This is a genomic window from Streptosporangium sp. NPDC049376, assembly GCF_044466505.1.
Lineage (GTDB): Bacteria > Actinomycetota > Actinomycetes > Streptosporangiales > Streptosporangiaceae > Streptosporangium.
The window spans coordinates 177,906-192,707 of the sequence record NZ_JBITMT010000013.1 but is presented as its reverse complement, the minus strand read 5'-3'; the positions used below and the strand labels follow the sequence as shown (position 1 = coordinate 192,707).

General features: G+C 68.2%; 14 protein-coding genes and 1 pseudogene. 6 read left to right on the top strand and 9 right to left on the bottom strand.

The window, feature by feature from the left end:
* The 3 genes from ACIBVQ_RS28740 to ACIBVQ_RS28730 all read right to left on the bottom strand — a co-directional run.
* The coding region (locus ACIBVQ_RS28740; RefSeq protein ID WP_399181226.1) for a tetratricopeptide repeat protein at positions 1 to 2,621 on the bottom strand (2,621 nt) is incomplete at its 3' end.
* Entirely contained in the window at positions 2,618 to 3,070 is a 453-nt protein-coding gene (locus tag ACIBVQ_RS28735; RefSeq protein WP_399181224.1) for a hypothetical protein, read from the bottom strand. The genes ACIBVQ_RS28735 and ACIBVQ_RS28740, both read right to left, overlap by 4 nt.
* Before the next feature lie 856 nt (positions 3,071 to 3,926).
* The gene (locus ACIBVQ_RS28730; protein ID WP_399181222.1) at positions 3,927 to 4,391 is read right to left on the bottom strand and encodes a WD40 repeat domain-containing protein; all 465 of its coding nucleotides are present in this window, start codon (positions 4,389 to 4,391) and stop codon (positions 3,927 to 3,929) included.
* A 115-nt stretch (positions 4,392 to 4,506) separates the two neighbouring features.
* On the opposite strand from ACIBVQ_RS28730, the pseudogene ACIBVQ_RS28725 reads away from it, so the two are divergent.
* Positions 4,507 to 5,323, top strand: a pseudogene (locus ACIBVQ_RS28725) (IS5 family transposase).
* Between the two features lie 45 nt (positions 5,324 to 5,368).
* Here ACIBVQ_RS28725 and ACIBVQ_RS28720 read toward each other — a convergent pair.
* Positions 5,369 to 6,013 carry a TetR/AcrR family transcriptional regulator gene (locus ACIBVQ_RS28720; RefSeq protein ID WP_399181220.1) on the bottom strand — a complete coding sequence of 215 codons (645 nt, stop codon included), beginning with the start codon at positions 6,011 to 6,013 and terminating at the stop codon, positions 5,369 to 5,371.
* Positions 6,014 to 6,157: 144 nt separating this feature from the next.
* Between ACIBVQ_RS28720 and ACIBVQ_RS28715 the strand changes: the two genes are divergently transcribed.
* The 4 genes from ACIBVQ_RS28715 (at position 6,158) to ACIBVQ_RS28700 (ending at position 9,169) form a co-directional block, all read left to right on the top strand.
* Positions 6,158 to 6,937, top strand: coding sequence for an SDR family oxidoreductase (locus ACIBVQ_RS28715; RefSeq protein ID WP_399181218.1), 780 nt, complete (start codon positions 6,158 to 6,160; stop codon positions 6,935 to 6,937).
* Entirely contained in the window at positions 6,934 to 7,410 is a 477-nt protein-coding gene (locus ACIBVQ_RS28710; protein WP_399181216.1) for a nitroreductase/quinone reductase family protein, read from the top strand. Before ACIBVQ_RS28715 ends, ACIBVQ_RS28710 begins: the two co-directional genes overlap by 4 nt.
* A gap of 326 nt (positions 7,411 to 7,736) precedes the next feature.
* The gene (locus ACIBVQ_RS28705) at positions 7,737 to 7,949 is read left to right on the top strand and encodes a hypothetical protein (RefSeq protein WP_399181214.1); all 213 of its coding nucleotides are present in this window, start codon (positions 7,737 to 7,739) and stop codon (positions 7,947 to 7,949) included.
* 275 nt (positions 7,950 to 8,224) lie between these two features.
* Complete coding sequence (locus ACIBVQ_RS28700; RefSeq protein ID WP_399181212.1) at positions 8,225 to 9,169, top strand: PIN domain-containing protein; 945 nt, start codon at positions 8,225 to 8,227, stop codon at positions 9,167 to 9,169.
* A 306-nt stretch (positions 9,170 to 9,475) separates the two neighbouring features.
* Here ACIBVQ_RS28700 and ACIBVQ_RS28695 read toward each other — a convergent pair whose 3' ends face one another.
* The 5 genes from ACIBVQ_RS28695 to ACIBVQ_RS28675 form a co-directional block, all read right to left on the bottom strand.
* On the bottom strand, positions 9,476 to 10,135 hold the full coding sequence (locus ACIBVQ_RS28695; RefSeq protein ID WP_352016586.1) for a response regulator transcription factor: 660 nt from the start codon (positions 10,133 to 10,135) through the stop codon (positions 9,476 to 9,478).
* Positions 10,132 to 11,283 (bottom strand): sensor histidine kinase, encoded by a 1,152-nt coding sequence (locus ACIBVQ_RS28690; protein ID WP_399181210.1) that lies wholly within the window; start codon positions 11,281 to 11,283, stop codon positions 10,132 to 10,134. The genes ACIBVQ_RS28695 and ACIBVQ_RS28690 overlap by 4 nt, the downstream gene beginning before the upstream one ends.
* Positions 11,280 to 12,101: a lysostaphin resistance A-like protein gene (locus ACIBVQ_RS28685; protein WP_399181208.1), complete on the bottom strand. Its 822-nt coding sequence runs from the start codon at positions 12,099 to 12,101 to the stop codon at positions 11,280 to 11,282. Before ACIBVQ_RS28685 ends, ACIBVQ_RS28690 begins: the two co-directional genes overlap by 4 nt.
* 575 nt (positions 12,102 to 12,676) lie before the next feature.
* On the bottom strand, positions 12,677 to 12,922 hold the full coding sequence (locus ACIBVQ_RS28680; RefSeq protein ID WP_399181206.1) for a hypothetical protein: 246 nt from the start codon (positions 12,920 to 12,922) through the stop codon (positions 12,677 to 12,679).
* Positions 12,919 to 13,530, bottom strand: coding sequence for a DUF1963 domain-containing protein (locus ACIBVQ_RS28675; RefSeq protein ID WP_399181204.1), 612 nt, complete (start codon positions 13,528 to 13,530; stop codon positions 12,919 to 12,921). The genes ACIBVQ_RS28680 and ACIBVQ_RS28675 overlap by 4 nt, the downstream gene beginning before the upstream one ends.
* A gap of 569 nt (positions 13,531 to 14,099) precedes the next feature.
* Here ACIBVQ_RS28675 and ACIBVQ_RS28670 point away from each other — a divergent pair.
* Positions 14,100 to 14,588 (top strand): hypothetical protein, encoded by a 489-nt coding sequence (locus ACIBVQ_RS28670; protein WP_399181202.1) that lies wholly within the window; start codon positions 14,100 to 14,102, stop codon positions 14,586 to 14,588.
* Positions 14,589 to 14,802 lie beyond the last annotated feature (214 nt).

Below are 14,802 nucleotides of genomic sequence, written 5' to 3'. Positions count from 1 at the left end.
AGGTTGGGCAGGTAGGCGTCACGGTTGAGTTCGGCCAGTTCTCGACGCAGGCGGACGGCTTCCTCGCTGACCGGTACCGCCTCCCGGCGCTGACCGGTCTCGGCCAGCAGGTTGGCGTGGTTGTTCAACGACATCGCCAGGTTGGGCAGGTAGGCGTCACGGTTGAGTTCGGCCAGTTCTCGACGCAGGCGGACGGCTTCCTCGCTGACCGGTACCGCCTCCCGGCGCTGACCGCTCTCAGCCAGCCGGATGGCGTGGTTGGTCAATGAGGCGGCCAGGTTGGGCAGGTAGGCATTGCGATTAAGCCTGGCCAGCTCGCCGTAGAGGCGGACGGCCTCCTCACTGACTGACAGCGCTTCCTGGCGCTGCCCGACTTCGGCCAGCTGGACGCCGTGGTTGGCCAGTGAGGCGGCCAGGTTGGGCAGGTAGGCGTCACGGTTGAGTTCGGCCAGCTCGCCGTAGAGACGGACGGCCTCCTCACTGACCGGTACCGCCTCCCGGCGCTGGCCGCTCTCAGCCAGCAGGCTGGCGTAGTTGTTCAACGACATCGCCAGGTTGGGCAGGCAGGCGTCACGGTTGAGTTCGGCCAGCTCGCCGTAGAGACGGACGGCCTCCTCACTGACCGGTACCGCCTCCCGGCGCTGGCCGGTCTCGGCCAGCCGGTTGGCGTAGTTGTTCAGCGACATCGCCAGGTTGGGCAGGTAGGCGTCACGGTTGAGTTCGGCCAGCTCGCCATAGAGGCGGACGGCCTCCTCACTGACTGACAGCGCTTCCTGGCGCTGCCCGACTTCGGCCAGCTGGACGCCGTGGTTGGTCAGTGAGGAGGCCAGGTTGGGCAGGTAGGCGTCGCGGTTAAGCTCGGCCAGCCGACGCCATAACCGGGTGGCCTGATCACTTTCGGTCAGGGCGCGCGCGTACAGACCCGCGTTGGTCAAGGGAATGACTAGCGTGGTGTGGATGTGGGCGCAGGCGGCAGGGTTGGCGGGGTCAGCCTCGCTCAGCCGATGCTCGGCCAGCCGGACGGCCACCGCGGCGATCCCGATGTCCAGATCGATGTGCCGATGGTCGGGCAGTACCGATTCGATCCGCTCCAGCAGCCCCCGATCGATCCCGGGCAGGTCGGCCAGCGCGGCCAGCGCGGCCCCTCCGCCGTGCAACGCCAGGTCGGGGCGGGCCTCCAGTAGCGGATACAGCTGAAGCCGGGCCAGATGCGGCCAGCGCCGACAGGCCTCCACTACGGTGATGAGCCCTTGCCGGATCCACACCGGCGCATCACCATCGGCGCCGCGTACCGGCTCGGCCGTACCGCCGGGGACGGTCAGCAGCCGGGCCAGGACGTCAGCGGCCCACGGGTCGGCTGGAAACGCGTAGGAGTGGCCGGGGGTCGACAACGCCAGGAAGTCCTCGCCCAGTCGGTCGGGATACAACGGCTCCAACACCGTGACCTCACCCCCGCCCACCGCCTCCGGCGCGCGGTCAGAACCGGCGATGGCCCCGGACTGCGGGTAGCAGACCGCGTGATCCTTCAGCATCTGCCCGGGATGCAGATGCGACTCGATCGCGGCACGCGCCAGGGCGGCCCCGCCGTCGGCGTGCCCGAGGCGGCCGGTCACCGTGGCGGTGTAGACCAGCTGGCCCATCGCCTCCGGCGAGGTCGCCAGCGGCCGCTCCCGCCGATCGTGCAGCGCCTCCCAATGATCCCGCTCGCGGGCCAGCAACACCTGGGACACCTCGACCGGGTCAGTGGGCGGGTCCTGTCCACCGGCCGCGGACAGAACCGCGGCCAGCGCGGCCATCTGCACGGTCAGCACCAGCCGGTAGGCCTCATGGTGTTCCAGCGCCGCCGGCGGGGCGACCCGCCGGGCGGCGGGCAGGTCCAGCAGGTCGGCGAACCGGTCGCGAGCTGCGACGAACAGCCCCTGGCGGGTGATGCCCGCCTCGTTCTCCAGCGGTCCCAGCTCGCGCGAACTCGCCATCACGCCCAGGTCACGCTGGATACGGCCGTGCAGGCTCTGCCACCAGGTGCCCGAGGGGCGGGCCAGCAGCAGCACCCGCACCGGCAGCCGCCCGCGGATCAACGTGTCGCCCAGCAGCGTCAGCAGATCGGCGGTGTCCCACCGCTCGGCGTAGTCCACCACCACCAGCACCCCGGCTGCCCGCCTCAGGTCCGGGACGGCGAAGGCTTTGCCGACGGAGCGGTCCCGCCGGTGGTGGGCCGACAGCACCGCCCACCCCTCGTCCTGCCACAGTCCGGCCAGGTGGCCGGCCAGCCGGGTCTTGCCCTGGCCGCCCTGCCCGTGGATCAGCTCGACCGCGACCCCCGAGCGCGAGGCCCCGCCCGGGGACGGGGTCGGCCCGCTGCCCTCCCGCCAGGCCAGCAGGTCCTTCAGCACCCCCTCACGGCCGGTGAAGCCGACCACCGCGTGAGCCGCCCGCAGCAGCTCACTCGGCTGCCACACCTGCGACCCCGCCGCGGCCGCCAACGGCGCGGGCCAGGCCGCCCACCGGTACGGCTCTCCGTCTTCGTAGACGACCATGTCACCGGCAGATTGGAAGATCTGCGCCAGCCCCGTGGCCTGCGCGTGCTGAGCTGCCTTACCTGACCTGCGGAACAGACTCACCGCGCGTCGCCCTCCTCGCCCTCCTCGTCCGCGTCGTCGCTGTCGCCCTCGTCGGCATCGCTCGTGGTGAGGTCCCGGCCGGCCTGACGCACCTGGCTGCCCCTATCGGCTTCGGCCTGCTGCGTTACCTCGCGGGGGCCGTCCCCCAGCGCCCCTCCCCCTTGCGAGCCGTCACCCTGCGCGCCATCAGAGCCCCGCCCGCTCTCACCCGCCTTCGACCCAGGCCGCGCCGACGGATGTTGAGTCAGATCGCGACCGGCCTGATAGATCCGGCTGTTTCCCCGGGCTTTGGCCACCTGCCGCACACGGCCCCCCGGCCCGGAGCGCAGCCCGACGATCGCCACCCCCAGCCCCGCCACCGCGACGAACAGGCTGATCACACCAGCCAGATGATCGGCCTGCTCCAGTTCCATCGTCGTGAAGTAGGCACCCAGCGCTGCCACCGCCACCGCGGCTCCACCCCATACCAGCCCACGCCCGCGCATACCGGCATCATCGATCACCCGGCAAAGCCACGCAATGCGGTTGCGTGATCACGTATCGACCGAATCCTGCGCCCCGGACAGCGACAACAACAGTGACAAGAGGCGCACTCCCCAGTGGAGGCCCATCGGCGACAGAGGGTATCGGAATTAGAAGACTTCCCGACCCCCTCTGGCGGGGCCCCGCAACCCCTCCCGAAAACCGGACATCAAGTGACAAATCCCGACGTCGGATGGCCGGTTCCGCACACGAATTGACGACAGGATTTCCCAACAGGAAGACCGGGCTCCCCCCTTCCCGAGGAAAGCCTGGTGCAGATCGTCTACTCTCCGCGTCTCCACCGCGACCCAGTCCCTGCTGTAGCAGCGCCACATCCTCACCGAGGCCGGCCTTCTCGTGCGCACCGGAGGCGTCGCCGAGGAAAAGCGGGCCGGTGGTACGGCCGCGCAGCGGGCGCTCTTGCGGCGTTGCAGCCGCCGGGCGGGGTCGGTGGCGAGGATTTCTTGACGCTGTGTTCAGGTGGTGAAGGAGATGAGCGCGGACAGGTGCCGGTTCCAGGTCGCGGCCGCGGTCTCGGCCCGCCGCTCCATCACCGCGGCGTAGTCCTCGGGGGCAAGCATGTTGGCGGGTAGGTCCCGACGAGCGCGGTGAGCCGTGCAAGGGTCTCGGCGTAGCTGTCGGGGTCGTCGTGGCCTGGACGGAGTCCAGGTACCTGTGGACGGCGGCGGCGACGGGCTGGGCATCTGCCCGGCCCGGGAGACCAGTGTGACACCTAATGCGAATTACCTGTCACCTACAGCACGCGAGTCACGGCGGCACCCATCAGCGGGCCGGACAACTGGGCCGGTATGGCTCGTCGGGAATGTATCGTTGCCACTCCTCAGGCGTGAAGGCTCGTACCGCGATACCGCACACCGCTCGCAGAAGAACATTCGGCAGCTCGACATCCCAGATCCGCACCGTCCCTTCGGCCCCGGTGCCGGCCAGGCGTTTGCCGTCCGGACTGAACGCCACCGACCACGCCGCACCGGTGTGACCGGCCAGAACAGCGCGCACGGGCTGGCTGAGGAGCGCGGCCATGCTCGCCTGTGCCTCATCGGTATGGGTAATGGTCCACGCCGCGGCGGCGAGTCGTGTCGAGGCCACTGGGTCGTCGGGCAGAGATCGGCTGTAGGCGGCTACCTCCCGGGAGGCAGCCTGGGCGCTGCGGGCCAGCGCCAGGGTGCGTTGCTGGTCGGCCTCGGCGCGTTGTTGATTGGCGTCTTGGCCGAAACGCACTGCGGCCACCGCGGTGATGATCGCGACTACCAGCAGTCCGACTAATAGCTCCTAACAGAATGATCTCTGTTGTGGTTTGATCTCTCGCTGTAACGACAGCGGGAGGGGTGGGCCGGTTGCGCGGCTGAAGCCGTGGGAGGTCAGCGACGAGTTGTGGGCGGTCATCGAGCCGTTGTTGCCCAGGCATCAGCGACGAGTGCGCTGGCCAGGGCGAAAGCGGCTGGACGACCGCCTGGCCCTGCAGGGCATCCTGTTCGTGCTGCACACCGGGATCTCCTGGGAGCACCTGCCCCAAGAACTCGGGTACGGCTCGGGTATGACGTGCTGGCGGCGGCTGAACGAGTGGCACAAGGCCGAGGTCTGGCAGCGCCTGCACGAGGTGCTCCTGGCCAGGCTCAGGGCCGCGGGCGCGATCGACTTCTCCCGGGCCGCGGTGGACTCCTCCCACGTCAGGGCCCTAAAAGGGGGGCGCAGACCGGCCCGAGCCCGGTCGACCGGGGACGATCCGGCAGCAAGCACCACCTGATCGTCGACGCCACTGGCATTCCCTTGGCCGTCATCCTGACCGGTGGCAACCGCGGGCGACGTCACTCAGCTGGTGCCGCTGCTGCAGGCGATCCCGCCGGTGCGCGGCAAGCGCGGCCGGCCCCGCAGGCGTCCCGGCGTCGTGCCGGCCGATCGCGGCTACGACCACGACAGGTACCGCAAGCAGGTCCGCGCCCTCGGCATCCGCCCGCTGATCGCGCGACGCGGCACCGAGAACGGTTCTGGCCTGGGCAAACACCGCTGGTTCGTCGAGCAGGCCTTCGCGTTGCTGCATCGCTTCCGGCCGCCTGCGCATCCGCTGGGAAGTCCGCGACGACATCCATGAGGCCTTCCTCAGCCTCGGTTGCGCCTTGATCTGCTGGCGCCGTCTCAGTTCATGCGTTAGGAGTTCTTAGGCAGCAGTTCCTTGGCGGCGGTGGAACTCAGTCGCGGTCGGCGGGTCAGTCGTGGGTGGACGGCCCTGGTCCGGGCGCGGCGTACCGGGCGGCGATGGTGTGGACGGCCTCGTCCACTACCTGAGCGACGCGTTCGGCGCTCACCTTCCAGCCCGGCACGAGGAGTGTCGGCCAGAAGACGTAGTTGGAGATCATGCCCAGGAATTGGGTGGCTGCGAGCTCCACGTCCTCGACCCGCACCGTTCCCGCCTCGTGCTCGGCCAGGAGATAACCGCGTACGGACTCGAAGTAGGGCATCTTCCCGTGCGAGAACTGCGCATTGGCGAGTTCGGGAAATCGCGGCAGCTCGGCGATGACGATTCGGAACAGGTCGGTCATCTGGGGGCGGCTCAACAGCTCGGCGTAGCGGCGACCGATGGTGCTGAGCCCGTCGACGATGTTGCCTGTCGACGGAGGATCCTCTTCGTCAGCGGTTGCCCAGGACTCGGTCACGATGGCGTCGAACAGGGCAGCCTTGCTCGGAAACTGCTTGAACAAGGTGGCCCGCGAAACGCCCGAGCGCTCTGCGATCCGCGCCAGCGACGTCCGGTCGTAGCCCAACTCAAGAAACAGTGCCGTCGCGGCCGTCACGATCAGCGCGCGCTTCTCCTGGGCGACGCGCTGGTGGTACGTCGTCACGACCCTGCTCATGGGCCGAGCATACAAGATGAGTGGCTTGACTCACCATTGCCATCGATCTAGTGTCAGGGCAGTGGTGAGTCACTCAGCTCACCATCGGCCGGCGTTCGTCTCCGAAACTCCCGGTCAGTCATCCCCGTACCGAAGGAACATCTGATGCCCCGCTTCGACGACCAGACCGTGCTCGTGACCGGTGGGACCGGCGGCCAGGGATCGAGCCACGTACGCGCCTTTCACGCGGAGGGAGCAAACGTGATAATCGGCGACATCGACGCCGAACGCGGCACCGCTCTCGCCGACGAGCTCGGGACCCGCGCTCGCTTCACCCGCCTCGATGTCACCGACGAGAGCTCGTGGTCCGACGCTGTGCTAGCCGCCGAGAGCGCCTTCGGCGCCCTGAACGTGCTCGTCAACAACGCGGGCGTGCAGAACCCGCCGGCAACGATCGAAGACACGGAGCAGGCCACGTGGTCGCGCGTCCTCGACACCAACCTCACAGGGACCTTCCTCGGCATCAAGGTCGCCGCCCCCGCTCTGCGCCGCGCGGCAGGGGGAGCCATCGTCAACATCGCCTCGACCATGGCCCTGGGCGGCACGGCGCACTACGCACCGTACGTCGCCAGCAAGTGGGCCGTACGAGGCCTCACCCGAACGGCAGCACTCGAACTCGGCCGCGACCGCATCCGGGTGAACACCATCCACCCCGGCGTGATCGCGACCTCCTTCATCCATAAACCAGCGGCCGGTGCCACCGCGGCGATCGCCGACTTCTACTCACCCGAGCCGTTCGCCGTCCCCCGGCTCGGAGAGCCGACCGACGTCACCCGGCTCCTCCTGTTCCTCACGTCATCGGACGCGTCGTTCATCACAGGGTCGGAGTACGTCATCGACGGTGGACTCCTCCTCGGTCCCGCCCTTCAGACCGAGACCGCATGAGCACTCCAGACACGACCGGGTCGAACGACTCCGCACGGGACGCGTCTTTATCCCACCTGCCCGACCACGTCCGGCGAGCCATCGAGATCACCCCCGCCGCGAGCACCAGAGAACGGATCATCGACATCACGACGCTGGGGCGACGCACCGGCCGGCCACACCGCATCGAGATCTTCTTCTACCGGGCTGCGGGCGCAACCTACCTGTGTAGCGGCGCGGGCAGGGCCGCGACCGACTGGCATGCGAACCTTCTCGCCAATCCCAACTTCACTTTCCACCTCAAAAACGGGACCCGCGCGGATCTGCCTGCACGAGCCACGCCGGTCACCGACCCAGCTGAACGTCAGACCGTGCTGACCGAGATCGTCGCGGATCTCAATCAACCCCACGACCCCGGCACCATCCGGCCGACACGGCTCGAAGACTGGGCCGACAGCGGACTGATGCGCATCAGCTTCCGCCGGCGGCCGTGATCGCGGACTCCTCGACACGTGACCTATTCCCAGGTACTGGGGTGTAGTCGCGGCTAGATGTACTGACCTGAGAGGTCAGGTACGCGACTGGCGGGTGGGCGGCCCTTGTCACCGAACTGACCTCTGAAACGGGCCAACGCCCTGGCCGCTCGTCCACGGGCGCGGGCTGCGGAGGCGACCGCATATGGAACGCCCTCCAGCAGGAGCCGGCCCCCGTACCCTGACCAGGTCAAGAGCGAGGGGACCCGATGACGAGCGCAGGAAGCTCACCCGACCAGGACGTCAGATACACGACGCCGACGGGGATCAGCGTATGGGCAGGCAGCATGGACGCCAAGATGCAGCGCAGGCTGGAAGACGCCGTGGCCGCCTCGGGATCACAGGTCTGGGTCACCAACCAAACTCAGGGGCGCGCCGTTCGCGCTGATTCGATCGTTGCGGCGCACGCCGATGCTCGCGGTGTGCAGATTGTTCCCGCCGGCGGCCGCGAGCCCATCCAGATCGTCTCCCGCGCCCATGGCCAGCCCGACCTGCCCTAGGGGTTCGCCATCGCACTGCTGGCGAAGATCAACCATCTCATGACGACTTCCCCTCAGGGCCACACCATTCATGCGGCCTGCCAGGAGGCGACCGGGTGGCAGTGGCGGGTCCAGACGCTGTGACCCGCTCATGAAACGGGTACCCAAGGACGCCGGTACAGTCTCGTGGCCGACGGCATCGGAGACTACTGCCGAGGCGGGGCCGTGGGGCTGCCGGTGCGCGCCCTCGCTTAATCGGTGACGGCGAGCCGCCGTAGTCGGGCACGCTGGGTTGCATGCTGATCACCCTTGACGCGAACGCCGACCGGTCCAACGTGCTGGCGGCTCTGCGTCACGTGCACACGGCCGCCGTCAACCTCGCGCACAGCCCGTCCTCAGTCGCCGAGTTGCACGGGCAGTACCTGTCGTGGGTGACCGAGGCCCGTAGCCAGCTGCGCGGGCAGCTCAGCCGGGACGACATTGACTGGCTGACGCTCAGCCCGCACTTCAGCGCCCTGCTGACCCTGCAGATCGTTCCGACGGTGACCGGCGTGATCAGGAGCAGGGCAGAGCTGGCGCTTCCGCCGACGTCGGGCGCCATCCGCTCCATGATCGTTGAGGAGGCCAACGAGCACGTGCGCCGTCTGCAGGCGGCTCTGGACTCCCTGACCTGGTGGTCGGACACTCTCAAGGGCCACAGCGGCCCGCTGGTCGTCGTCGACACCAACGTCTTCTGCCACCACCCCGACCGGCTGGACGTCTGGGAGGTCGGCACCGACGTGCAGGCCTGGCCTGGTCAGGACGTGCACCTGATCCTCCCCATGATCGTCCTGGACGAGCTGGACCGGCAAAAGGACCGCGGCCAGGGTGCCGTGGCGACCAACGCGCGCCACACGCTGCGCGTTCTCAACGGCTTGCTCCCACACGGCGCCATCCGCAAACGCGGCCTGGTCGACGGGAAGCCGCAGGGGGCGATCACCTTGGATCTGTGGCCCGACCCTCCCCGGCACATCAGACAGGTCCGCGCCGACGATGAGGTCATCGCCCGCGCCGTGGCCTTCCGGGCACTGGCCGGCGCACAGGTGACGATCCTGACTGGCGATCTGGCCATGTCGACGCGAGCTCGCCTGGCCGGTCTACAGCCCGTCTGGCTAGACCTGCCGAACGCCACGCAGCGACCGCCCAAACCGCCGCGCGGTTCCAAGCACCCGGCCCTGGCCGTGGACACCGAGTCCAGCTGAGCTGGAGCCCGTCCTCCTGCCAACAGCGCCCCCGGCTCGAACACAGAGGGCAGCAGCCTGGCGACGAGAGGGGAGCCATCCGAAGGCGCCAGGGTCAGGGCTGCGACGCCTACGCCGAGATGACCTCGCAACCGCCCGGTGATCACGCCTGGCTCCGGGCCACCTCCAGGACGTCGGCCAGGGGCCATACGCGTCAACGAGCAGCCACGGCGATGCCGGCCCATCCGGATCCGCCCGCAGCGCGCACCCCCGGCAACCGCTCGGGCGATCGGTGCGCGCACCTCGAACCGGGTCGCGCAGCGCCTCTCAGGTCACCAGGCCCCGGCGGTAGGCGTAGACCACCGCCTGCACGCGATCGCGCAGATCGAGCTTGGTGAGAATGCGCGACACGTACGTCTTGACGGTCTCCTGGCTGATCACCAGCGCGGCGGCGATCTCGCCGTTGGACAGGCCATCGGCGATCAAGCGCAGTACCTCCAGCTCACGCGGAGTCAACGGGACATCGTTCTCCGTTCCTCTGACGGGACGGATGCGCGCCGCGTACCTGCCGACGAGCTGCCGCGTCACCTCCGGCGCCAACAGGGCCGCACCCGTCGCGACGGTGCGGATACCGTGCAGCAACTGCGCCGGCGGCGCGTCCTTCAGCAGGAACCCGCTTGCCCCGGCCCGCAACGCCTCATAGACGTACTCGTCCAGGTTGAACGTCGTCACCACGAGCACCTTGACGGGATCGGCCACCCCGGCGCCGGCCAGCCTGCGAGTCGCCTCGATGCCGTCCAGCACCGGCATCCGCACGTCCATCACCACGATGTCCGGACGCAGCCGCCGGGCCAGATCGACCCCGGTACGGCCGTCGCCGCACTCGCCCACCACCTCAAGGTCGGGCTGAGCATCGATGATCGTCGCGAAACCGGTGCGGATCAGCGCCTGGTCGTCGCAGACCAGCACGCGAAGCGGCGCCGTCACGACGGACGCCCCGCCGGGATGCGGGCCCGCACCACGAAGCCGCCACCCGTCCGCCGACCCGCGCTGAACTCACCGCCCAAGGCGTTGACCCGCTCGCGGAGCCCGGCCAGTCCTCTCCCGCTACCACCGGGGGAACCGGTCCGCGAGCCCGAACCGTCGGTGCTCACCTCCACGCCGATCTCCTCCCCGTAGCGCACCGCAACCACGGTACGGCTGCCGTAGGCGTATTTGAGCGCGTTCGTCAGGGCCTCCTGCACAACCCTGTAGGCCACGAACTCGGCACTGCCCGCCGATTCCGCCGCGCTGCCCTCCTCGGTGAACTCCACCGGCTGCCCGGCCTGACGGGTCTGCTCCACGAGCGTGCCCAGCTCACCCGCGGAAGGCACCCCGACCTCACTGTCATGATCGGCCTTGAGCAGGTCGAGCATGTGGCGCAGATCGGAGATGGCCCGCCGACCGGTGTCGGTGACGGTACCCAGCGCCGCGTCAAGGCGGTCGGGAGCCTCGGTCAGATAACGCGCGGCCTCGGCCTGCACGACCATCGCCGTCACATGGTGCGTCACCACGTCATGGAGCTCGCGGGCGATCCGCGTACGCTCGGCGGCACGGGTGGCCTCGGCGGCATGGCGACGGCGTTCGGCCTCGGCCGCGCGAGACGAGCGCAACCACGCCCCCGTGCCCCACGCCAGCGTCAGCGCCAGGTAGAACGCCACATAACCCTCCACCCTCTCGGTCCCGCCCAACCGGTCCAGCACCAGCGCCAGCGCGACATACGCCATGGACAGCACGACCACCGTGACGCGCCGGTACCGCTCCATGTGCGCGCCCGCACTGATGAGCGCGATGGGCATCGCGTTGCTCGCGAACACGTGGTAGGCGCGTACCTGGTCGAGGACGAAACCGAGCGACACCAGAACCAGGCACATCGCCGGCCACCGTCGACGCACGGCGAGCGCAAGGCACTGCAGGGCGATCGCCACCAAGGCCAGCCCGTCGAAAGGGCCCATCGGCAGATCACCGACCTGCGTCCCCTTGCCGTGCAGGGCCGGTAGTAGTGACGCGACGGCGACCAGCAGCCCGAACACCGAATCCCGGATCACGACGTCACACCGCCGCCACAGCTCCATGATCCGCCGCAGATCGATCAACGTGCGAGCGTAGCGTCCGCGCCGCGCCGGAACGGGACCACGTTTCCGCGCCGACGGGCCAGCCGCATGAACACGACCGTCAGCAGCAGGCCGGCCACCACCGCGAACAGGCTCGCCTCCGGACCGAACTCACCGCCCGTCAGCGCAGCGGGGCCCGACGTCACACCGCTCAGCAATCCCTGCGCCACGCCGCTGCCCGACACCTCGGCGCCGAAGATGCCGGCCGCCGCGAAGTTCCAACCGAAGTGCACACCGATCGGCACCCACAGAGTGCGCGTGGCGGCGTAGGCCGCGGCGAGCATGCTGCCCGCCTCGATCGCGATGGCGATCGCACCCCACAGGCTGGCATGCGGGTTCAACAGGTGCGACAGGCCGAACAGCAGACTGGTCAGCACCAGCGCCGGCCACGTACCGATGCGTTCTTCGACGATCCTGAACAGGATGCCGCGAAACAACAGCTCCTCGTTCACCGCGACGGCGGCCATGACGCCCAGCAGCCCGACCGCAGCCGCCGGTGAACCCAGACCGTCGATCCGGTAGCCGCCCACGACGGCGATGCTCACGATGACTGCCGCGAACAGCGCGACACCGATCAGCGCCCCCTTCGCGACGGTGCCGGCGGCTCCCTGCGTCGCCACCTCAGCCGGTGTGCGGCCCTCGGACCACCGCACCGTCCGCGCGTAGACGAAGACGGCGAGTGCGGCCATCGCAACGCCGAAGAGCAGGGTGAGAAGTGGACTGCCCTGCACCACGCCCATGATCGCATTACCGCCGAAGGCGACCACCGCGACCGGCACGAACTGTTTCAACAACCGCATGACGACTCCCTCACGTGCGGGTCGCACGGCGGGACTCCGCCGCTACACCGGGAAACGCTAGGCATCCGGCGCGCCGGGATCGTCCCCACCAGGTGGACAATCACCAGTAGCTCGCAGGGGGGACAGCAACGCCCCTCGGCGGCCTCCGACGCCGCCGCAGACGGCGCGCATCCCCAGCGGATCCCGCACCACACGGCAGGGAGCGGCGGCTGCGGCCTTCCCCCGGCGCCATCGGGAGCACCGTTCGGCGTGGTGGGCGCGGATCAGGCTGGCCAGGCGGATCAAGAGTGCGGTTGGACAGCGACGAGGCTCCCGGTTGGGGTGTCGGATCTGGGGCGGCTGCTGTCTTGCCGGGGGACTCATCTCCCCCCAATTCCCTGCACCCGCGCTGACCGGCACCGTCAGGTTGAAAAAGGCCCAAGAAGCCAGTTGACCTCAAGGGTTATCAGCCAGTACGGCGCTCCAGGTGTCTCCTCCCTACAGGAGGTGTCGTTAAAACTCGTGTCACCGAGTTCCACGGCACCCCGAAGCTCAGCAGGGGTGGCCGGCCGGCCATCGCGATGGGCGCCGGGGTTCTACTCGCTGAACTCGGTCACGGAATACGCCTTGTCCAGCCGGCCGGCGGCCAGGTCGTCGTAGCGGATCACAAAACTCCCGGAATAAAACTCATCGGCCACGGGAAAACAGGCGAGCGACATCCACTCACTTGTCAGCCGGTGTTTCTCCTCCTCCACATGGGAATACCATTTCCCCATCGGGATGACGATCTCGCCGGCCTTCTCACGCCCCGCGAGGGTCCGCTCCGCGATGCTCGTGATCACCTCGTCGTCGACATACCCGCCGATATAGGTGCTGGCGAACCCTTCGTCGGGCGGCCAGAGGTCGTAGGCCACAGCGCGGAGTTCGTCCAGGTGCGGCATGTCACGCTCCAGGTCACGGCCGGCTGCCGCTGGAAGGGTGACAGATCCTCCTCGTCCTCGTCGTGTGGCGGGAACCAGTCGGGCGGCTCTGCCAGGAGTGTGGCGCTGAGGTCGTACTGTTTGCCGACGAACTCGGAGTCGGGTGATTCTGCGACCGCGGTATCGGTGCCGACCGGTACGTACACGACGCGCGCGTACCCCCGATCTCCTTCCACCCTGCCGGCCCCGTAGTCGTTCTCATGGTCGAGGAAGAACAGCAGCGAGCCGTCGACCTTCGGCAAGTTCGCGCAGTCGACGGAGAAGACGAACGGCAACCGGCTGCCCCGGTGGGACGACCGGTCCCGGCCCACCGGCAGTCGGGGCGATCCGCCGAACTGCCCGACCGGAACACCGCCGGAGCCTCCGCACAACCCGATCGGCAACCGGAGGTGCTTGATGAATCTGCTGATCTCGTCCTCTGGGACGTTCAAGGCGAGCGCTGCACGACGAAACCGCCCCTGATAATCCATGGCGCAGCATGATGCCATGAAGGTGACGACGAGAGGGCAAATCCGGCGATCAGTCGGCCTACGGTCCCCACGCCGTTGTCGCGCTTGTCCCTCGTGCGAGCTACATGGAATGTCCACCACGGGGTGATTCGGGGCGGGGTCCTGCGTTCCTACCTTTCTCATCAGCGGCCGACAACCACGGTCGGCCGCGAAACCGGATCGCGGCCATCGGTGGTTCGGAGGACAGCGCCATGGGAAACACCGTACGCGTCGCCCGCGCCCCCGACGTGTTGTTTATGCCCGGCCGATACTGGGCTGCCGCCAAAAATCGATCCTCCTCGGAGGCGTCTCTCAGAATGCTTGACATGTCAACGCCCTGGACAGAGGAAACTCCGCAGCGACGGTAATCATCTGCGGCTCTACCGGGCGGCGTCTATGGGCGACGGTCTCATCCACCCCTGATGCACGGAGGAATCCTCATGACATCAAATTTTCCGGCCCCTGACTCGGATCGGCGTCACCGGAGGAAAGGTAGCTCTACCCAAAACATTTACCGGCGTTTCGCAGTCAGACAGAACATGATGAAAACGATGATCGGGGCCTCGCTCCTCGTCGGCTCACTGCTGGTCTCCGGCGCCACCGCGGCGAACGCCCAGGCCAAGCCGACGCTGGGCCCCTACGGTTATGGCGCCGTCAAGCTCGGCATGACCGTCAAGCAGGCCAAGGCGACGAGGAAGGTCGTCAAGAAGACGCCGGGCGCCCCGAGCAACGACGGCTGCTCCGGCTGGGACCTGAAGCGGTTTCCGACCCCCAAGGATTCGGTTGGTGTCTATATCTCGTCGAAGGTGGGACTGGCCGCCATCTTCGCCGCGAAGGGCATGACAACCCCGGAAGGCATCAAGATCGGCTCCACCGCCAAGCAGTTGAAGGCGGCCTACCCGCACATCGAGAAAACCTTCCAGGGCTTCTACTCGATCACGGTCCCCGGCAACAAGAAGGCCTACTACTTGTTCGACATCACGCGCGGCAAGGTCGCCGATTACAGTATCTCGCTCAACAAGCAGGACTGTTTCAACTAGCGGAACGGCACTTTCGCGATACCGCCGAAACTGGAAGCGGGCTTGGAGTGGCGACGGCAGCACCGGCGGCCGTGCTGAGGATTTCGGCATGAAGGTCGTCATTCCGCAAGAAGCGGTCACGATCTGACCGCTTCCCCTGCCGTTGTCGTCACGGTGGGAGAATGTGAGCGCGGGCGAGAACACCCGCTCGTTCGCGTTCACGGGCTCGCGTCAG